Origin of the sequence: Xanthomonas sp. BRIP62415, assembly GCF_003993515.1 — a bacterium.
Lineage (GTDB): Bacteria > Pseudomonadota > Gammaproteobacteria > Xanthomonadales > Xanthomonadaceae > Xanthomonas > Xanthomonas euroxanthea.
The window spans coordinates 172,675-193,521 of record NZ_QEZH01000023.1 but is presented as its reverse complement, the minus strand read 5'-3'; the positions used below and the strand labels follow the sequence as shown (position 1 = coordinate 193,521).

The following is a 20,847-nucleotide window of genomic DNA, read 5'->3' as shown; positions in this document are numbered from 1 at the left end:
TCCAATGCACCCCGAGCAACAAGCAGATTTTTGCCAAATCACCGACCAACTCTCTGATGCGGTGCCCTCGCCGGTTGCGGACCGTATGGCGGCATGGATGCCGAGACCGATCCCCCAGGGAAGGGCTTACGGCGTGTCCCACGAGCGGCGAGGGCACCGCGCGCTCGACCAATCAGGCTTTTGACTGAGAGCGTCACGCTGAAGCCGTTGTACTCACTGTCGCTCACTTTCCGTCGGCACCCAACACCTGCGCCGCATCCACGATATCCACGCCCTGCAGCTGTCCCAGCCAGTTGTCGAACCAGGGCTTGTGAGTAGCGCCCACCACCGCCAGCACACGTGCACCGGGTTGGTCGGCAAAGCTGGCACGCACGTTGGACACCATGCGCAGGTTGCGGATCTCCCAGCCGGAGACGTAGCGATAGCCGTAGCGCTGCGGCGAGGCCTCGCTCAGTGCGGCGCGAAAATCCACCGCGATGGCCAGCTGCTGGCTGGCCGGCAGGTTGATCGCGCGATAGAGCTCCAGCACCTTGCCGTCGCTGGCCAGCTGGTCCTCGCGCTCGCGCATGCCGCGCGCCTGCGGCGCGGCCTTGTCCCAGGCGGCCTGGATCGCCTTGCCATACGCCGCCGGGTCGCCCAGGTCAACGTTGTCGCCGGTGTGATCGTCGGCCGGGTGGACGCGCTGCAGGCCAAGGCGCGCCGCCAGTCGCGCGGCGATCTGGTAGCTCTCGTCAGGACGCTGTTCAAGCGTGCGCAGTCGCGCCACCAGCGCCGCATCCAGGCCATCGCCGCTGCGCTGGTCGGCTTGCGCAAGCTGCAGCCATTGCACCAGCGCAGACGCCGGCTCGCCCGAGGCCAGGAACAGCGCAGCCAGGTGCCGACGCTGTGCCGGCGTGGGCGCGGCCGGCCAGGTGCGCAGCGCTGTGCGGACCTGGCCGATGGCGGTGGGAACATCCAGCCCGGTGGCACGCGCGGCCTCGCTGGTCCCCGGGCAATAGGTCGTGGTGTCCTCGGGCAGGTAGACCGCAGGATGGCGCCGCATCAGGTCGCAGGTTTCTCCCGACAAGTCCTCCGTGGTGATGATGTCTGGCTTGTAGGCGGCCAGCCGGTCCAGCAACGGTTGCAGGCGCGCGGCACGGATATCGCTGCCCTTGGGCAACTGCGACAGGTGCACGCTGCCGAGTACCAGCACCTGGGTGCGTGGCGCGGCCATCTCGGCATCCAGTTGCGACAGATCCACCTGCGCCTGGGCGATGCAGGGCGCGATCAAGGCCAGCCACAGCCAGGACTGCGCTGGAGGTCTTGACCGCCTGGCGGACGTGGGGGCGGCGTCAAGAAGCCGCGTTGTTGCGCGGGCAATGTGCGCGATAAGCGGTAAGGCTGGCGGCATGACGGTCCTTGTACGTGGGCGTTGGTTGCGGGGCTACCTGGCGACGCGGCAGGCTGCGTGGGCGCAGCCAGTGTGGCTGCCAGCGCAGATGCCGGCGTGGCCAGAAAGTCACGCGGCTAAATGGCAGGGGCGACGGACAGGCACTGCACTGCTGCCGCGAGGGCCGGGCGTCACCAACTGCAGCCGACATCCGGCAGCCTGCGGGTTGGAGCAGTCTGCTCAGATGCGTATCGTCGATGGCGCCAAGGCTGGTGTTGGCGTCTCGCTGGCGATGCGCGGTAGCTGCTCCGTCGGCACGCCAGCGCTGCTGCCGCCCTCACTGCCGGTGCTCGATCACGCGACAGCCAACCGGCACGGCAGCGCAACAGGCGCGATCGTTGATCGACCGGTGCGCGGTTATGTGCGGATTTCCGCACACGTGCCAGACACGCGCCACAAGACGCAGGGTGCGCAGTCGCGCACCATGTGGATGAGATCACTCGAGGGCGCGACGATGGACCGCAGGACCTTTTTGCGTCAGGGCATGGCCGCGACCGCGGCGGTGGGCGCAGGTGCCGCGCTCGCGAAGCCGGGCACGCCGCACACCCCGGCGCCGTTGCCGCCACCGGCGCTGCCGCGTCTTGAGGCGCTGCCCTCGGCCGCGCATGTGGGCAGCAAGCTGTGCAGTTTTGAACACCTGCAGCAGCAGTGGACCGTCTACGAGCATCTCGACGACCCGCAGGGTGCGCTGACGCTGTGGACCGACAGCGGCATGCTGCGCCTGGACAAACGCACCGAGCCGGCCTATCCGACCGAGGGCAAGCCCTACTTCGGCATGCCGCTGGCCGAGGTGGCGATGGCCGAGGCCGATCTGCTCGCCGACCGCCTGCTGCGCGATGGCGACCCGGACGAGGCGCAGGTGCGCGATGTCGCGCCGCCGCCGGCCTCGCTGCTCGACCCCAAGGACACTGGCGGGCGCTGGCCATGGACCACCTTCGTCGGCACGCGCGAAAGCCTGGACACCATGCCGATCCTGCCCAACGGCCGTAGCCGCACCGCGCGGCCCGAACACGCCTTCCCCGAGCTGGGCGACGAGGCGCTGATCAAGCGGCGCGAGGAAGGCCTGCTGGGCGGCTGGATGCCGGGAGTGCGCAAGGTGATGCGGCGCGACGGCGAGGCCGATGGCTGGTACGACGTGCTGGTGTTTGCCGATGTGCGTGCCAGCGATCGCTTCGTGGTGCAGACCTGGCACCGCACGATGCATGTGCGTGGCGGGGAGATCGTCGGCGTGCATTACACCCACAGCTATCCCGCCTTCGCACCGTCGCGCAAGCCGGCCACTGCCGAACAGTTCTACGCAGCAATGCTCGATTTTGCCGCGTACTGGCAGCAGGCCCTGGACGGCACGGTGCAGGCGCAACTGCCTGATGCCAGCTGGAACGCCATGGCGCAATTTGCGTTTGCGCGTGAGCTGGTGGTGCGCCCCGGTGGCGATTACCCGAAGTACGGTGCAGTGGAGCGCGACTACTACGGCAACGAGTACGACGGTTTCCAGGACACCTTCACCAGTTCGTTCTACGCCAATCTGGAATGGGGCCGCTTTGCGCAGGCCGCTGCGGTACTGGACAACTACTTCGACGAGTTCGTGCAGGACGACGGCCTGCCGAACATGCGCGGGCCGGAGGTCGGGCAGTTCGGGCTGACCCTGTCGCTGCTGGCGCGCTATCTGCGCTACACCGGCGATGCGGCGCGGTTGCGGCGCCTGCTGCCCAAGATCGCCGCCACCGCGCAGCTGCTGTGCGAGCTGCACGACCAGGCGCTGGCATTACCGCGCAACGCGCATGGCCATGGCCTGCTGCACGGCTGGAACGAATCCGATGCCTGTCTGTTTCCCGACCCGTCGCTGTGGTGGAAACCGTATTACGCCAACAGCGCGCTGACGATACGCGGCTGGGAAGACATTGCCCAGGTCTGGAGCACGCTCGGCGGCGATGCCGGCCTGTCCACGCAATGGCAGCGTCGCGCCAGGCAGTTGCGCACACGGCTGCACGCCAGCCTGCGTGCCAACGTGCGCCGCGATCTGTCGCCGCCGTATGTCGGCCCGTTGCCGGGCACTACACTGACGTTTCGCCAATCGTTGCTGCAGGAAAAGCCCAGCGAGCAGCAATGGCCGCACCGCGCCTACGCAGAATTGCTGCAGGCCGATGTGCTGCCCGACGACCTGGCCAACCTGGTGGTCGATTGCCTGCGCGGCCATGGCGGCACCAGCATCGGCGTGGTGGCCAACATCGCACCGCCGGAGCCGGGCAGCCGCGATCTGCTCGGTTTCATTTCCTACGGCTATGCGCAACAGCTGCTGCGGCTGGACCGCGTCGAAGAGTATCTGCTGTTCGTCTATGCGCATCGCTACCAGGTGCATACGCGTGGTAGCTGGACGGCCGGCGAGGTCAGCGGCATCACCGGCGGCATGCCGCTGTTCTGCATCCCCGCGCAGATGACCATCCCGTTGCTGCTGCGCTGGATGCTGGTCAGCGACGACAGCGCAGGCGAGCAGCTGTTCCTGGCACGTGCGCTGCCGCGCGCATGGCTGGGCAGTGGCGCTGCGGTCGGCATCACCGCGGCGCCCACACGCTGGGGCAAGCTCACGCTGAGCTTGCGCACTGACGTGGCGGCAGGCCGTATCGATGCCGAGGTGCAACTGCCGGAATGGCCTCCCAGGCACACCTGGTTGAGCTTGCGCGTGCCCAAGGGTAAGAAGCTTACCCGCGTGCTCGTCGACGGCAGGCCGGCGCGTCCGCAGGGCCCGCATGCCGATCGTGTGGCATTGCCCGGCAGCACGGCGGCGGTGAAGGTGCAGGCCTGGTACGCGTAATGGACCGTCGGCGCGATGACCGTGCCAGCCCTGTCGCGTCACCGTGATCGCCATCGACCACGGAGGCCTTCGCAGGCCGTTGTGTGCAGGCCGCTTCGGGCATGCACCCCATTGCCAATGCACGTCCTCCCATCTCGACGTGCACGACGCGCAGCCAATGACCACGCCATCTCCGCAGATAGACACATGACGCCACTCCTGCACCAGACCTTTCGGTGGTACCGCATCGCTGCGTGCTGCCTCAGCATTGCACTCTGGACGCTGTCGGCAAGCGCGGCGGCTGCAACGCCAGCGCCCACGCCCGCGCAGTACGCGCAGGCGATCGGCCTGTCCGATCACTACGCGTCGCTGGTCGACAGGCAACCGACCGCGCCGGTGTGGATCGATGCAGGGCATTTCCTGTATCGGCGTGGCGTTGCACGCGCCAATCAGGCGCCGGCCATCGAGTATCGCCTGGTGGATGCGGCCAGCGGCCGCAATACGCTGGCCTTCGATCATGCGCGGCTGGCGGTGGCCTTGACGCAGGCAGGTGCGCAAGGTATCGACGCCACGCATCTGCAGCTGGAACAACCCACGCTGCAACAGCAGCGTCTGGGCTTCCAGCTGGCGAAGCAAGGCTGGCAATGCGACCTGGCCCGCTATCGCTGCACGCATGTGCCCGACCGCGACCTGCAGGCCGAATCGATGGACATGCGGCTGCCGCTCAAGCAGGGCGAGCGGCAGGCCAGGCTCTCGCCGGATGGCCGCTGGCGCGCCTGGGTGGAGCAGGCCAATCTGGTCATCGCACCGGTCGGCGGCGGCGCGCGCAGCGTGCTCAGCCGCGATGGCAGTGCCGATGATTACTACGCGCTCGACAGCGTGGTGTGGTCGCCGGACTCGCAGCATCTGGCTGCGTATCGGGTCAAGGCGCCACCGCCGCGCATGGTCTATTACATCGAATCGGCGCCGGCCGACCAGCTGCAGCCGAAGCTGCATCAGCAGGTCTATCCCAAGCCCGGCGATGTATTGCCGGTGATGCAGCCGGTGTTGTTCGACATCGCCACGCGCGCGGCGCATCCGGTGGCGATGACGCTGCTGCCCAATGCCTTCAGCTTGAGCGAGATGGTCTGGTGGAAGGACAGCCGCGGGCTCACCTTCGAATACAACGCACGCGGGCACCAGCTGTATCGGGTCATCGAAGTGGACGCACGCACGGCCGCCGCGCGCACGCTGATCGAGGAAACCTCGCCCACCTTCATCGAATACTCCGAACTCAGCGGCGAGCACGAAGACGGCGGCAAGCACGCGCGGCGCGACCTGGCCGACGGCGCGCAGATCCTGTGGGCCTCCGAGCGCGATGGCTGGGAGCACGTCTATCTGTACGACGGCCACAGCGGCGAAGTGATCCGCCAGATCACGCGTGGCGACTGGGTGGTGCGCAAGCTCGATTACCTTGACGAGGCCGCCGGGCAGCTGTATTTCACCGCCTCCGGCATGCAGCCCGGCGAAGACCCGTATTACCGCCATGCCTACCGCATCGGTCTGGACGGCAGCGGGCTCACTGCATTGACGCCGGCGGCCGCCGATCACCAGGTGCGTTATTCACCCGATGGCAAATGGTATCTGGACCTGTACTCGCGCGTGGATCTTGGCCCGGTACTGGAGTTACGACGCAGTGCCGACGGCGGGTTGGCACGCACCGTGGAGCGCACCGACCTGCGTCGTCTGCAGGCTGCCGGCTGGCAGCCACCGTTGCCGTTCCACACCACCGGCCGCGACGGCAGGACCGAGATCTGGGGCGTGATCCAGCGCCCGCAACACCTGGATCCGCAGCAGCGCTACCGCGTGATCGAAGACATCTACGCCGGCCCGCAGGGATCCTTCGTCCCCAAGACGTTCAGCACCCGAACGCCAGCGCTGACCGCGCTGGGATTTGCGGTCGCGCAGATCGATGGCATGGGCACCAACAATCGCTCGCGCGCCTTCCACGATGTGGCCTGGCGCAACCTCAAGGATGCCGGCCTGCCGGATCGCATTGCCTGGCACAAGGCCGCTGCCGCCCAGTATCCCTGGTACGTCATCGACGGCGGTGTCGGTGTCTACGGGACCTCGGCTGGTGGCCAGAACGCATTGGGTGCGCTGCTGTTCCATCCGGAATTCTATGTGGCAGGCGTGGCCAATTCCGGTTGCCACGACAACCGCATGGACAAGATCTGGTGGAACGAGCAATGGATGGGGTGGCCGGTCGGGCCGTGGTATGCCGAATCGTCGAACGTGGAAAATGCCGCGCGTCTGCAAGGGCATCTGCTGCTGGTCACCGGCGACATGGACATGAATGTCGATCCGGCCAGCACCTTGCAGGTGGCCGATCGCCTGATCAAGGCCGGCAAGGATTTCGACCTGCTGGTGGTACCTGGCGGCGATCACGGTGCCGGCGGCGACTACGGCAAGCGCCGCCTGCTGGACTTTTTCCTGCGCTGGATGCGGCAATCGCCAACGCCGGACTGGAACCACACCCAGGCAGCGACACCGACGCAGACGCCGTGACAGCCCAGGTTCGGGCCTGCCGACACACCGGTTGACGGCACTGCATAGACCGCGGCCGTTGAACGAGTGCGGGCAGGGCAGTGCACGCTGACGGCCCTCAGTGCACTCTTGCATGAAGACGCATCACGCGATGCCTGGATCGACCGACATCGCAGATGGTCGCACGGGATACATCGCCCAAAGTGTGTCACCACTGGTTTTGCGCGTAACGTCCAGCTGCCGACATCGCTGCAGAGCGCATCGACACAGGCTGGTTCATTTGCGAACCATGCGGTTATCCGCATGCGCTGTCGCCAAATGCGACAAGACGTGGCGCATGCGCACAGGCACATTGTGACCAGCTGATGAAACTGGAGCGCATGGGCGCCTCCGGTGCGGAACCAACACCTTTTTCGACAACACGCGCTGCTGCGCGACCCTGGGTGGTCGTGCGCGTCGCAGGTTGTCTGCGTGTCTGCAGCACGGCCGTGGCGAGAGATGTCGCTGCGTGCGCGTCTGCCATCCATCTTGCCCTGCGCTGGTGTCCGCCGGCACGGGCGTGTGTTGCCCATCGTTTGTCTGCCATACGACTCAGGAGCCCTGCATGCCGATGTTGCTGTTGCCTCTCTCCCGGACCACCGGCACGACCACGCGCCCGCTGCCGAGCATGCTCAGCGCCGCACTGCTGCTGGCGCTCTCTGCGGGCGCCGCCGCTCCCGTGTCTGCGCAGCAGGCAGGCAACAACGGCGATGGCCCACAAACGCTGGACAGCGTGGTCGTTACCGGCTCGCGTCTGCGCCGCGTGGATACCGAAACCGCCAACCCGGTGGTCACGGTCAGCCAGGAACAGATCGCCGCCACCGGCAAGGCCACGGTCGGCGACCTGCTGCAGGAGCTGCCATCGATCGCTGGCAACGCCACCAACCCTTACACCAACAATGGCGGCGGCACCGGTGCGTCGGCCATTTCGCTGCGCGGCCTGGGCGACAAACGCACGCTGGTGCTGGTCAACGGTATTCGTCTGGCCTACAACGACGTCAACGCGATTCCGTCCAGCATGATCGAGCGCATCGAAGTGCTCAGCGACGGTGCCTCCGCGGTCTATGGCTCCGACGCCATCGGCGGTGTGGTCAATTTCATCCTGCGCAGCCAGTTCGACGGTGTGCAGTTCAGCAGCGACTTCGGCACCAGCAGCGAAGGCGATGGCAATCGACGCAACTTCACCCTGATCACCGGCAAGACCTGGGAGCGCGGCAGCCTGATCGGCGGCCTGTCGTATCACAATATCGATCCGGTCTCGGCAGCGGCGCGCGACTATTCCAGGGACGCGCTCGCACTGACCAACGGGCAACCGGTGAAGCAGGGCTCGTCCGCAACGCCGACCGGTACCGTGAATTTCAACGATGGCTCGGATCAGTCCGCGCAGCTGGCGCAGGCCAACGGCTGCGGGCGGGTCACCCTCAACAGCGGCGTCAGCGGTCGTGCCGGCCCGGGCGATTTCCACTGTTACAACGCCAGCGCCGACTCCTACAACTACCAGCCGTTCAACCTGTTGCAGACCCCGCAAAAGCGCACCAATGCGTTCTTGCTGGGCAGCTATCGCTTCAGCGACAACGTCGAAGGCTACGTCAACACCTGGTTCAGCAAAACCGAATCCGCCTCGATCATTGCGCCGAGTCCGATCTTCGCCAACGGCGACAACATCCTGGTGTCGTCGCAGAGCTACTACAACCCGTTCGGGGTGAACTTCGGCACCGATCGCAGCACCGGCACCTCCTACAACGACCTCAACACGCGCGCCACCGTACTGGGCAACCGCAGTTATCAGTACAACACCTACAACTTCCAGATCAGCCCCGGCCTGCGCGGCCGCTTCGGCGACAGCTCCTGGCAGTGGGATGCCACCTTCAACTACGGCAAGGTCAAACAGAAGTCGATCAACAACGGCTTTCTCGACTATGCCGCGTTCAACCAGGCCATCGGCCCGTCGTTCCTGGACAGCGATGGCGCAGTCAAGTGCGGCAGCGCGGGCGCGGCGATTGCCGGCTGCACACCGCTGAACTTCTTCAACCTCAACGACAGCGCCAACCTGTCCACCTTGCAGGGCATGGTGGTCAACCCGATCGTGACCAGCGTCTACACGGTCAAGCAATTCGAGGCCAATGCCAACGGCTCGCTGTTCGATCTGCCGGCCGGCACCGTCAGCCTGGCAACCGGCATCTCGTATCGCAAGGAGCGCTCGACCACCGCCTCCGACCCGCTATGGACCGGCGATGAAGACGGCCTGTGCGGGGTGATCGAGTTCTGTTCGTCCACCCTGGCCGGCAGTTTCGACGTCAAGGAAGCCTACGCCGAGGCGCTGTTTCCGCTATTGAAGGACTTGCCCGGCATCAACGCCTTGAACATCACCCTGGGCACGCGCTTTTCCGATTTCAGCTCGGTCGGCAGCAAGACCAACAGCAAGGTGTCGCTGGAATATCGCCCGATCGAGAACCTGCTGATCCGCGGTACGGTGTCGGAGGTGTTTCGCGCGCCCAACATCAACGAGCTGTACGCCGGCGTGGCCGGCGATGCGGCCACCGTCAACGACCCGTGCAATGGCTACACCGGTGGCAACAGCGTGGCCTGCGCCAATGTGCCCACCGACGGCAGCTACCAGCAATCCGATGGCCAGGTGTCGGGCAAGGTGTCCGGCGCGGCGGTGGCCGGGTACCAGCTCAAGCCGGAAACCGGCAAGTCCTACGACGTGGGGTTGGTGTACGACCCGCAGTGGATCGACGGCCTGTCGCTGAGCGCGGACTGGTGGCGCATCGATCTGGAAGACACCATCACCACGGTGTCGGCGCAGACCGTGCTCAATCAATGTTTCGCCAATTCGGCCAGCGCCTTTTGCGCGTTGATCCATCGCAACGGCAACGGCACCATCAATTACATCGCCGAACCCACCGTCAACCTGGGCAAGCTGTGGGCCAAGGGCCTGGACGTCAACCTGACCTATCGCGCGCCGCCCACCGCGTGGGGCAATCTCAGCGCCGGGCTCAACGGCACCTATCTCACCCGCTACGACGTGCTGCCCGACACCACCGACCCCAGCTCGGTCACCATCCACAACGTGGGCCGCTATACCCAGGCCTACGGCAACTTCCCGCGCTGGCGCGCGCTGGGCACGGTGAACTGGGCGTTGGGCGACTGGAGCGCCACCTGGCGCATCCGCTATGTGGGCCACACCGCCATCGGCAGTTCGGACCCGGACCAGAGCCTGTCGGCCGATTCCAGCGAACCGATGGTGGTGCGCAAGATCGGCGCCTACGTCTACAACAACCTGCAGCTCGGCTACAACGTCGAGCCGTGGCACACGCGTTTCGAAGTGGGCGTGGACAATATCGCCAACAAGCAGCCGCCGCTGTACTACTCCAACAACGTCGGCAATGCCAATACCGATGTGGCCACCTACGATCTGCTGGGTCGGTTCTACTGGGCGCGTGCCACGGTGAAGTTCTGATCGGGCGGTTTGTCGCCGGTGCGTGCGGCCAGATGTCATCGGTCGCGCGCATGTCTGTGCGTTCGCGGGCGTTCGCGGCTGCGCAGGTGTGTGTCGCAATGGCGCGCGGTCTGTGCGCGCGGACAGGAGTTAAGCTGAGCCCATGACGGATATGCATGCAAGCGAGTTGCCCGACGACCACGCGCCGAGTCTGTCACGGCGCCGTTTTCTGGCCTGGAGCAGCCTGGCGGTTGCGGCGGGTTTCCTGAGGTTTCCGGCGCAGGCCAGTGCCGCGCAACCCGGCAGCGTGCGCGCCGTGCCGCTGGCGCAGGTGCGGCTCACGCCGTCGCTGTTCCTGGACGCGCTGCAGACCAATCGTCGCTATCTGATGCGGCTGCAGCCGGACCGGCTGCTGCACAACTTCGTGCTGTACGCAGGGCTCGATCCCAAGGCCAAGGCATACGGCGGCTGGGAGGCGGATACCATCGCCGGGCATACGCTGGGCCACTATCTCAGCGCGCTGGCACTGATGCATGCGCAGACTGGCGATGCGCAATGCCGCGCACGCGCAGCCTATCTGGTGGGCGAGCTGGCGCGGTGCCAGGCACACGCAGGCGATGGTTACGTGGCCGGCTTCACCCGCAAGAATGCCGCAGGCAAGATCGAAAGCGGCCGCGCGGTGTTCGATGAGCTCAAGCGCGGCAAGATCGACCCGGCGCCGTTCTACCTCAACGGCAGCTGGGCACCGCTGTACACCTGGCACAAGCTGTTTGCCGGCCTGCTCGACGTGCATGCACATTGCGACAATGCGCAGGCGCTGCAGGTGGCGGTGGGCCTGGCCGGCTATCTGCAAGGCATCTTCGCCGCACTCGACGACGCCCAGCTGCAGAAGGTGCTGTCGTGCGAATTCGGCGGCCTCAACGAATCCTTTGTCGAGCTGCATGTGCGTACCGGCGATGCGCAGTGGCTGGCGCTGGCGCAGCGTCTGCACCACCACGCCGTGCTCGACCCACTCATCGCCCAGCGCGACGAGCTGGTGCACCAGCATTCCAACACCAACATCCCCAAGCTGATCGGCCTGGCACGCGAGTACGAAGTCACCGGCGATGCCGCCTCGGGCGCGGCGGCGCGCTTCTTCTGGCACACCGTCACCGACCACCATACCTACGTGATCGGCGGCAACGGCGACCGTGAGTACTTCCAGCAGCCGGACAGCATCTCGAAGTTTCTCACCGAGCAGACCTGCGAGCACTGCGCCAGCTACAACATGCTCAAGCTCACCCGGCACCTGTACCAGTGGGGCCCGCAGGCCGAGTTCTTCGACTACTACGAGCGCACGCTGCTCAACCACGTGATGGCGCAGCAGCATCCGCGCACCGGCATGTTCACCTACATGACACCGATGCTGGCCGGCGAAGCACGTGGCTGGTCGTCGCCATTCGACGATTTCTGGTGCTGCGTCGGCAGCGGCATGGAAGCGCATGCCCAGTTCGGCGATTCGATCTACTGGCAGGACGGGCAGGGCGTCTACGTCAACCTGTATGTGCCCTCCAGCGTGCGCGACGCCGCCGGGCTGGACATGACCCTGCGCAGTGCGATGCCCGAGCAGGGCAGCGCCTCGCTACGCATCGATGCCGCGCCGGCCGAGCAACGTACACTCGCACTGCGCGTGCCCGGCTGGGCGCAGTCGCCGAAGCTGCAGCTCAACGGCCAGCCGGTCGATGCCACCGTCAACGAGGGCTACCTGCGTATCACCCGCGTCTGGCACGCCGGCGACATGCTCACGCTGTCGTTGCAGATGCCGCTGCGCCTGGAAGCCACACCCGACGACCCGGCCTGGGTCTCGCTGCTGCGCGGGCCGCTGGTGTTGGCGGCCGACCTGGGCGATGCGGCAAGACCCTGGTCGGGCAAGGCCCCGGCATTGATCGGCGGCGATGAGGTGTTGCAGCGCCTGCAGCCGGTGGCAGGCCAGGCCGCGTTCGACTACAGCGACGGCGACCAGCACTGGCGCTTCTCGCCGTTCTACGCCCAGTTCGATCGCCGCAGTGCGCCCTACCTGGAGCATCGCGATGCCGCCGCATGGCAGCAGCATCAAGCCGAGCAGACCGCAGCAGACGCGAAGCAACGGGCGCTGGACACGCGCGCACTGGACCGCATCGCCCTGGGCGACGACGCGTCCGAAAAGGCCCACGGCCTGCAAAGCGAAAGCTCCTACGCACTGAGCTACCGCCGCCGCGCCGGCCGCGACGCCCGCACCGGCGGCTTCATCGCCTTCACCCTGCGCAACACCGCCCGGGCCCGCATCCTGCGCCTGCGCTACTGGGGCGACGAAACCCGCCGCCGCTTCCGCATCCTCGCCGACGGCGAGCTCATCGCCAACGAACGCCTGGACGGCAATCGCGGCCTGGACTTCGTCGATGTGGATTACGCCTTGCCCGCAGCGGTCGCCGGCCGCGACACGCTGCAGATCCGCATCGAACCGGAAACCGGCTACTCGGCCGGGCCTGCGTTCGGGTGCTGGGTGCTGGAGTCGGCGTAAGCGCCGAAGTCTGCGCGCTGTCGATCTTGCTGCAGCGTGTCTTGTAGAGGGGGGGGAGGTCTACTACAGACGGCAAAGTGAAAGCGCACAGTAACCCCGCACGAACTTTCCGGCGCGCAAAACAAAGAAGGGGTGGGGTTAGGGTACGAGGCGAAGCCTAGTGGCGCTTCAATCGCACGGAGACTCGCCTTTCAGCGTCACCGTATGGAATCTTCTACCACCGTCACCACCAGTTCGCCATTACGCGCAGTGATCTGCAGCTTGCAGCCAACCGCAAACCCCAACTGCTCCAGCCAAATCCCACGCAAGCGCACGCTGGGAATGCGCTGGCTGTGCGGCCGGCCCGGTTCTGCGTCGTAGAACGCATAGCCCACCGTGCAGCGTGTGGGCGTGCGCGCCTTGCGCGGTGGCCGCGGCGGCAGATCGTCCGCGCGAGACCTGTGGCGGCGGTCGACGTCGGGGTTGTCCACATCGAACGTGGGCGAGGGCACCAGCTGCATTGGTTGCGCATCTTTCACCGGCGTGGCTGCTTGCTCTGCGGTAGCGGCGCGTCTGGCGTTCGGCTTGGATCGCTTGGCGGTCGAAGAGGGCGCCCGGCTCATCGCCTCACCTCCGTCAGCACCACGGAGCGACGACGCCCACCCATCTGCAGTATCGATACATTTGCCATGACAACGCCTCCTTCGAAGAACAGGCACCGTCGCCGGCCGGCGACGGGATGTCGGGAGGTTAGAAACCGCTCATAGCCGGCGGGCGTATTCCTCCCGAAGGAGTGTTGTATTAGCCGCCCTCCCGACGCAGGCATCGCGTCGGCTTGCGCCTGCGAACAGGCACAAAAAACCCACCAGTTTGACGGAGGTGGGTACCGCTATGAGAGGAGTTTCTACGCTCCTTGAGGCAGAGGTTGCTACTGGTTGCTTGGGATGTCAACTATATGATGATCGTCAGAATCAAATCCGGCTCGAAAACCTATGGCTCGCTCCTGCAAACGAGGCTCAAATTTAAATTGGATTTTTCATGAATTAATCCTGCATCCTTTGTGAGTACTAACACTCCTTTTTCGAGGTATGACCAATCGACTTCAGGATATTCCTCCGCATATTTCCCTTCATCAAAGATTGCCACTACAGTCCCGTAAAGATCAGAGCCTAGAGAGACCGTGTCGCCTAGTAAAATAATTTCGCCGCTCTCGTAAGTCATGACATCACCTAATTGACAAAATCAGCTAAAGGTATAGATCCGGCAGGCGGTGGCAGACCGCCAGAGGCGTCGCTAGCACCAATGTTGACCCAGAAGCATTGGCAATTATTGGGGTTTTGGTTCGCGCGGTAAAGATTATAGTGATCGCCTGGGTAAGGATGGTGAGGCTTCGATGGCGGAACTAGATCATGTCGGTATCCGATTGTTCCCACTGCGACAACTTGGCCCGTGACCAACTTGCATGGCGGACAGCCACCCTTTTCATTTCCGCAAAGGGCATTTGCGGCATCCACTAAATTGCGAACCGCAGAACCCACGGGGGAGTATGGCGAACTCATCAGCGGTGAACCCAAAATGCCCCCCAGTATTTGTTCGGAGGAGGGGCTTGATGGGTAAACTGGCTGGCCGTTTGCTCCGTAATTGGAAGGGTTGTCCGGATTGCCGTACCCACCTGGGAAGCCGCCCAGCCCTGGTTGCGGCAGTGGTCTGACCCTTTGAAGTCCATGAGGATCAAGTGATGTCATCGGAGCAGATCCGACATAGCCAAAGGTGGATAACCCACCGGCAAGCCCAATCGGATCACTCTGCCAATACCGCCCGGTAGAAGGGTCATAGTCCCGGAAATAGTTCTGATTCAACCCACTCGCCGCATCGTACCGCTGCCCCGGGAAGCGCATATCCAACACCAGTGCCGCACCATCCCCATCAGGATCCTGATTCGGTGCGGTGTTGCCGAAGGCTTCGCCCTTCAAGCTCCACGTCCACACCGCCACATCGCGTGTGGAGTCGATCACCACGCGTGGGCTGCCCAGGTGGTCGGGTTCGATGTAGTGCAGTTTGCTTGCATTGGCCAGCAGGCCGACCGGTAGATCGTCCAGCCAGATCGCCTGCTGCTTGGGCGCGCCGTTGCTGTCGTAGTCGCCCAGCCAGTGGCCGGCTTCATCGTAGAGCGTGTAAGTGTTGGTGGTGCCGAGGAAGCGGCGCACCTGCTCGCCACGGCCGTTGTAGCGGTAATTCATGGTCACCGCGCCGGCGCGGCGGGCTTGGGTCATGCGCCCGGTGGTGTCGTAGGTGTACTGGCGCGCGGTGCCGCCGATGGCCGTGGTGTTGCCGGTGGCGTCGTAACTGCGGGCCACGCCGGCCACCGCGCTGAGGCGATGGCTGTCGGCCGGGTAGGTGTAGGCCTGCGTGGCCGTGCCGACCTTGGCGCTGAGGCGGTTGCCGGTGGCGTCGTAGCTGTAGCCGTCGATCAGGGTGCCGGTGCGGCCGTCCTTGAGGCCGGTCAGGCGGCCCAGCGCGTCGTAGCCCAGGCCGATCTCCGGCGTGGAATTACCAGCGGGCGTCAACGCGGTGAGATTGCCGGCTGGGTCGAAGCCGAAGCCCACCTCCAGCCCGCCCGGGCGGGTGTCCTGGATCGCCTGCGGGCGGTAGTCCAGATCGTAGCGGCGGGCGAGGGTGCGGCCATTGCCGTAGGTCCAGCCGGCGGCCGGGCCGAACGGGTAGTAGCTGGCGTTGCCCAGCAGTACCTGTCGGCTGCCACCGGCCGGGGTAACGCCGACCTCGGTGGTCTGGCCTTGGGTGTTGCGCACGTAATCGACCACCGCCCCATCGGGATAGGTCATGCGGCGCAACTGGCCGCCGATGGTGTAGTCGTAGCGCAGCACCAGCGCCTTGCCGTTGCTGGTCTGCACCTTGCGCACCAGATCGCCGAAGCGGTTGTAGCAGTACTGGGTGATGGCGCCGCCGTCCTGCATCTTGGTCAGGCGGCCGATGGTGAAGGTCTCCCCGCTCGTGCAGGCCGTCTGCGTCACGTCGTAGGTGTAGGTGACGTTGAGGCTGGTGGTGGGGTAGGTGACCTTGGTCAGGCGATTCAGCGCGTCGTAGCCGTAGCCGGTGGTGTTGCCGCGCGCATCGGTCTGGGTGGCGCGGTTGCCGGCGCTGTCGTAGGTGTAGCTGGTGACGCCAGTGTCCGGGCTGGTGAGCTTCACCAGATCGCCGAAGCCGTTGTACTCGTATTTGGTATCCAGGCCCTTGGGGTCGGTGACCTTGGTGAGGTTGTCCAGCGCGTCGTAGTCGAAGGTGGTGTTGGCCTTGATGCCGGCCACATCCTGCAGCGTGCGCGAGAGGCGATTGAGCGGGTCGTATTCGCTCTGCGTTGCGGTTGCCAGTGAATCTGTCACCTTGGTGACGTTGCCATTGGCGTCGTACTCGAAGTCGGTAGGGTCGCTAGCCGCGGTGGCCTGCGTCTTGAGTTGCCCCAGTTGGTTGTAGACGCGCGAGAGCGTGCGCTTCAACGTACCGGCCGCGTCCTTGGTGTCTTCCTTGACGCGATTGCCGGCGTTGTCCAGCGTGTAGTGGACGGTGTTGCCCGCGTTATCGGTGATATCGGTCAGCCGATGCGCCGCATCGTAGGTAAAGACGGTGAACGCGCCATCGGGCTGGGTGACCTGCTTGACCAGGCCGGTGGGCCAATAGTCGATGCGGGTAATGCGGTCATCGGCCTCGCTGGACGCATCGCTTCCGCGCACTTTGCTGGCGGTCAGCCAACCGCGCGGGTGGTAGGTGTAGTCGGTGACGATGCCGTTGGTGTCCTTGATGGACAACGGGCGGCCTGCGCCGTCGTAGGCGAGGTATTCGGTGACTTGGCCGAGGGCGTTGGTGACTTTCCACAAGTCGCCTTTGCGGTGCGGGCAGCTGAATGGTGGTGCGGCGCAAGTGCTATCGTCGGTGGCGTAATAAGTGTAGCGCAGCAGGTCGGATAGATCGCTGCGCGCGCCGTCGACCGAGGTCGCCAGTCCCAGCAACGGACAGGTGCCCGCGTCTATATCGGTTTGTTCGCAGTATGTGGTGGCTGTGGTTCGGGTGGTTCCGGCGACTGGATCGGTACGTGAAGAGCTCAGTGCCTGGCCGCGGGCGTTGTAGGTCCAGGTCGATTGTTCTATCAGCGTATTTGTCGCGTCATACACTTGCCGTGTTACTGGGACAGACAGGTCAGGATGCCATTCGGTTTGTGTGGTTCGGAGATGACTACCGCCGTAGCTATTTTCCGAGGCGGAAATCAAGTGTCCGTTCTGATCACGGCTGAAGTTTCTTACTAGTGTCCCGTTATCAGCCCGGCTCAAATAGCCATCATCTCCATATACGTAAGATGTTTCCAAGCGCGGACAATCCACGCATGTATCGACGGCGCTGCGTAGTAGCCGGCCGTTATTGAACACATCGAAAGAGAACTCCTTGGTCGACCCTAAAGGATTTGTGACGACCGCTTTATTGCCGTTTTCCGCATAAGCCACAGAGAAGTAATTGCCGCCGATGCCATTTCCCGTTGCTGTCGCGCGCCCCTGAACATCGTAGGTATACCGGCCGACTACAGTGCCGGTCTGATCCAGTTTCTCCGTCAACCACACCTCATCATTGTCTGCATAGCGATAGCCCATCGCATCACCGGCCGGGCCTGCCAATGTCAAGCGCCCCTGCGCATCATATGCGTAATCGATGCGTCCTCCATCAGGTAAGTCGAGACTGCTTGCCTGCATGTAGCTCATGTAGTGAATCACTGCTTCACGGCCTTTTCGATCAATAAGCTTGATCGGCTGGCCCATTGCATCGTAGATGACGGAGATCAGTAATTCGCCAAAGCTTTCAGTCCTGGAAAAGCGTCCCCTGCTATCAAAGACGCTGGTCTGCGCTCCAGTGCGCAACTGCCATCCGGCGAGGGAGCCATCGACTCTTGAGATCTCTGAGAGATGGTAGTGCCTCAGATCCGACTGCGTCATCCAGGCGCCACCGGGATCTTTGAGAAAAGGAACGACCTCGCCGTCCTCCAGAAAGACAAATGCGGCGGTCTTCTGCTTGTCCACTTCAATGCGAGAGGTGACGATACTGCTCCAGTTCTTTCCAAATGGAAATAATCCGGAGCTGGGCGATGAGGAAAAGGTTTGCTCGAGCGAAAAATCTGCAGACACAGCATCGGATCGACGTTCGACCTTGTTTGCGCCTGAGCATGAAATAGGGTTGCCGACCTCGGCGCTCATCCCCGTGCATTGCATTGGCTTGGCCGGATCAGCTTGACCAATCGGTCTGCTGCAGATCCACGAATCCGGATTATAAATTCGAATTAGCGTATAGCTTGCGGGGCACGCGGGGACTGGGATAACCCAGTTCTGCCCATGTCCATCAATCGTCGACCCTACCGGATAACCCCCACTATTGGGGCCGGTAAACACAAGGGTGTGATGACATCCGGCATAATCGTCTTCCACGTAGTGGATGTTGGTGTAAATATAGCCATTGTCCGACTTCGGAAATGCATTGATCGCAATTTCGCAGGCCGTGGTTCCATCTGAAATTCTGGGAAAAGTGTTAGGTAGGTTGATCTGAATCGAATACTTAGTCAGTGCCGGCATGCGGTCGAAATTTGGGGTCTGCGCAGAGGCATTGCCGATCAATGCGTTCCCCGCTAGCAGCGCGAGCGCCAAAAAAAACGAAAGTATACGCATCCAGTTTTAATCCTCGAGAGAGAACAGCCCGCTCCTATGTATTGCTCCAAGGGCAGCATCGACATCCTGTCGCTTTAACTGAATGGAAAACTGCATTTTGTTACAAGCCGGGCTTCCAGGCAACCGCTGAGGTTTTCAACCACGGTTGCCGCCGTCTCCAATGCTCTGGATCCCCACAATGCCATCTCCGAATCTTATGGTCGAGTGTGGATAATTCCGGTCTGCGACGCTAGATATCTTTCCCTGTTTCAAACACAAAGGCCGGCAATAATGCTGGCCTTTGCTCTTCATTCCATCGTGTTGGTCCTTACACCGACAACTCCAGCAACAACTTGTTCAACCGCTTCACATAGCCGGCAGGGTCCTTGAGGCTATCGCCCGCTGCCAGCGCGGCCTGGTCGAACAGCACCCGGCTCAGATCGCCGAAGCGGTCCATGTCGGCTTCCGCATCCAGCTTTTCGATCAGCGGGTGGGCCGGGTTGAATTCGAACACCGGCTTGGACTCCGGCACGGCCTGGCCGCTGGCTTCCAGCAGCTGACGCATCTGCAGGCCCAGGTCGCCCTGGCCGATGGCCAGGATCGCCGGGGAATCGGTCAGGCGGTGCGAGACGCGCACTTCGGCCACGTCGTCGCCCAGGGCGGCCTTGATGCGCGAGGCCAGGCCTTCCTTGGATTTGGCGACTTCTTCCTGCGCCTTCTTGTCTTCTTCCGAATCCAGCTTGCCCAGGTCCAGGTCGCCGCGTGCCACATCCACGAACGACTTGCCGTCGAACTCGGTGAGATAGCTCATCAGCCACTCGTCGATGCGGTCGGTGAGCAGCAGCACTTCGATGCCCTTCTTGCGGAAGACTTCCAGGTGCGGGCTGTCCTTGATCTGCGCGTAGCTTTCGCCGGTGAGGTAGTACAGCTTGTCCTGGCCCTCGGCCAGACGACCCACGTAATCGGCCAGGCCCACGCTCTGCGCGCCGGTGGTGTCATGCGTGGAGGAGAAGCGCAGCAGGCCGGCGATCTTTTCGCGGTTGGCGTAATCCTCGGCCGGGCCTTCCTTCAGCGCCTGGCCGAAGTTGCGCCAGAACGTTGCATAGTCGTCCGGCTTGTCCTTGGCCAGCTTCTCCAGCATGTCCAGCGAGCGCTTGGTCAGCGCCGACTTCATCGAGTCGACCACCGGGCCGGACTGCAGAATCTCGCGTGAGACATTGAGCGACAGGTCGGACGAATCCACCACGCCCTTGATGAAACGCAGGTACAGCGGCAGGAACTGCTCGGCCTGGTCCATAATGAAAACGCGCTGCACGTACAGCTTCAGGCCCTTGGCCGAATCGCGGTGATACAGGTCGAACGGGGCGCGGCCGGGCACGAACAGCAGCGAGGTGTATTCCAGCTTGCCTTCGACCTTGTTGTGGCTCCACGCCAGCGGGTTGCCGGCATCGTGCGCGACGTGCTTGTAGAACTCCTGATATTCCTCGTCCTTGATCTCGGACTTGGGCCGCGTCCACAACGCGCTGGCGCGGTTGACCGCTTCCCACTCCGGCTCGGCGGGCGCGTCGGCCTGTTCGCCGTGGTGCTCCTTGCGCATCTCGATCGGCAGGCCGATGTGGTCGGAGTATTTCTTGAGGATGCCGCGCAGCGTCCAGCCGTCGGCAAAGCTGTCTTCGCCGTCCTTCAGGTGCAGCACGATGCGGGTGCCGCGCTCGGGCTTGTCGACGCTGGCGACCTCGAACTCGCCTTCGCCACGCGAGGACCAGTGCACGCCCTCGTTGGCGGGCAGGCCGGCGCGACGCGAGTACACGTCGACCTGGTCGGCGACAATGAAGGCGCTGTAGAAACCCACGCCGAACTGGCCGATCAGGTTGGCGTCCTTCTTCTGATCGCCGCTGAGGTGCTTGAGGAAGTCGGCGGTGCCGGACTTGGCAATGGTGCCCAGGTGCGAGACCGCATCCTCGCGGCTCATGCCGATGCCGTTGTCGTCGATGGTGACGGTGCGCGCGTCCTTGTCGTAATCCACGCGGATGCGCAGCTCGCCGCCGCCTTCCAGCAGCTCCGGCTTCACCAGTGCCTCGAAACGCAGCTTGTCGGCGGCGTCGGCGGCATTGGAGACCAGCTCGCGCAGGAAGATTTCCTTGTTCGAGTACAACGAATGGATCATCAGCTGCAGCAACTGCTTGACCTCGGTCTGGAAGCCAAGCGTCTGCTTGTCGGTTTCAACGGTCATTGGGGTCGTGCTCCATGGTGGCCCAGGCCGCAACGCGGCCGATGGCCTGGGGGATGAGGCCGTGTGGGGATTTTTCAAGGCGAGCGCGCGCCAGATCGCCTGCGTCGATGCCGGTCGGGGAGGGCGGTTGCGGCAATCGCGGCGGTATCATGGCCGGCCAACCGTCCTGC

General features: G+C 64.0%; 9 protein-coding genes. 4 read left to right on the top strand and 5 right to left on the bottom strand.

All coding sequences use genetic code 11. From position 1 onward, the window contains the following. Window positions 1–223: 223 nt before the first annotated feature. A complete protein-coding gene (locus tag EO141_RS08465; RefSeq protein ID WP_241236638.1) occupies window positions 224–1,270 on the bottom strand; it encodes a DUF5694 domain-containing protein in 1,047 nt (348 codons plus the stop codon). Between the two features lie 613 nt (window positions 1,271–1,883). Between EO141_RS08465 and EO141_RS08460 the strand changes: the two genes are divergently transcribed. The 4 genes from EO141_RS08460 to EO141_RS08440 all read left to right on the top strand — a co-directional run bounded on the left by EO141_RS08460 (window position 1,884) and on the right by EO141_RS08440 (window position 12,766). Then, window positions 1,884–4,241 (top strand): Tat pathway signal protein, encoded by a 2,358-nt coding sequence (locus EO141_RS08460; RefSeq protein WP_127169211.1) that lies wholly within the window; start codon window positions 1,884–1,886, stop codon window positions 4,239–4,241. A 186-nt stretch (window positions 4,242–4,427) separates the two neighbouring features. Further along, on the top strand, window positions 4,428–6,767 hold the full coding sequence (locus EO141_RS08455) for a S9 family peptidase (protein WP_127168963.1): 2,340 nt from the start codon (window positions 4,428–4,430) through the stop codon (window positions 6,765–6,767). Between the two features lie 583 nt (window positions 6,768–7,350). Beyond that, window positions 7,351–10,248, top strand: a complete 2,898-nt coding sequence (locus EO141_RS08445) for a TonB-dependent receptor (RefSeq protein WP_127168961.1) — start codon at window positions 7,351–7,353, stop codon at window positions 10,246–10,248. A 142-nt stretch (window positions 10,249–10,390) separates the two neighbouring features. Next, a complete protein-coding gene (locus EO141_RS08440) occupies window positions 10,391–12,766 on the top strand; it encodes a glycoside hydrolase family 127 protein (protein WP_127168960.1) in 2,376 nt (791 codons plus the stop codon). A gap of 197 nt (window positions 12,767–12,963) precedes the next feature. On the opposite strand, the gene EO141_RS08435 is transcribed toward EO141_RS08440, so the two are convergent. The 4 genes from EO141_RS08435 to htpG all read right to left on the bottom strand — a co-directional run bounded on the left by EO141_RS08435 (window position 12,964) and on the right by htpG (window position 20,677). Beyond that, on the bottom strand, window positions 12,964–13,368 hold the full coding sequence (locus EO141_RS08435) for a SymE family type I addiction module toxin (protein WP_127168959.1): 405 nt from the start codon (window positions 13,366–13,368) through the stop codon (window positions 12,964–12,966). A gap of 367 nt (window positions 13,369–13,735) precedes the next feature. Next, window positions 13,736–13,966 carry a hypothetical protein gene (locus EO141_RS08425; protein WP_127168958.1) on the bottom strand — a complete coding sequence of 77 codons (231 nt, stop codon included), beginning with the start codon at window positions 13,964–13,966 and terminating at the stop codon, window positions 13,736–13,738. A gap of 8 nt (window positions 13,967–13,974) precedes the next feature. Then, complete coding sequence (locus tag EO141_RS08420; RefSeq protein ID WP_241236637.1) at window positions 13,975–18,465, bottom strand: RHS repeat-associated core domain-containing protein; 4,491 nt, start codon at window positions 18,463–18,465, stop codon at window positions 13,975–13,977. A 307-nt stretch (window positions 18,466–18,772) separates the two neighbouring features. Continuing rightward, window positions 18,773–20,677 (bottom strand): molecular chaperone HtpG, encoded by a 1,905-nt coding sequence (gene htpG, locus EO141_RS08415; protein ID WP_127168957.1) that lies wholly within the window; start codon window positions 20,675–20,677, stop codon window positions 18,773–18,775. Between the last annotated feature and the right edge of the window lie 170 nt (window positions 20,678–20,847).

What these genes read in the sequence shown, in the direction of transcription:
- EO141_RS08460 (WP_127169211.1), top strand. Translation starts at nt 1,884, where the DNA reads ATGGACCGCAGGACCTTTTTGCGTCAGGGCATGGCCGCGACCGCGGCG.
- EO141_RS08455 (WP_127168963.1), top strand. Translation starts at nt 4,428, where the DNA reads ATGACGCCACTCCTGCACCAGACCTTTCGGTGGTACCGCATCGCTGCG.
- EO141_RS08445 (WP_127168961.1), top strand. Translation starts at nt 7,351, where the DNA reads ATGCCGATGTTGCTGTTGCCTCTCTCCCGGACCACCGGCACGACCACG.
- EO141_RS08440 (WP_127168960.1), top strand. Translation starts at nt 10,391, where the DNA reads ATGACGGATATGCATGCAAGCGAGTTGCCCGACGACCACGCGCCGAGT.
- EO141_RS08435 (WP_127168959.1), bottom strand. Translation starts at nt 13,368, where the DNA reads ATGAGCCGGGCGCCCTCTTCGACCGCCAAGCGATCCAAGCCGAACGCC.
- EO141_RS08425 (WP_127168958.1), bottom strand. Translation starts at nt 13,966, where the DNA reads ATGACTTACGAGAGCGGCGAAATTATTTTACTAGGCGACACGGTCTCT.
- EO141_RS08420 (WP_241236637.1), bottom strand. Translation starts at nt 18,465, where the DNA reads ATGCGTATACTTTCGTTTTTTTTGGCGCTCGCGCTGCTAGCGGGGAAC.
- htpG (WP_127168957.1), bottom strand. Translation starts at nt 20,677, where the DNA reads ATGACCGTTGAAACCGACAAGCAGACGCTTGGCTTCCAGACCGAGGTC.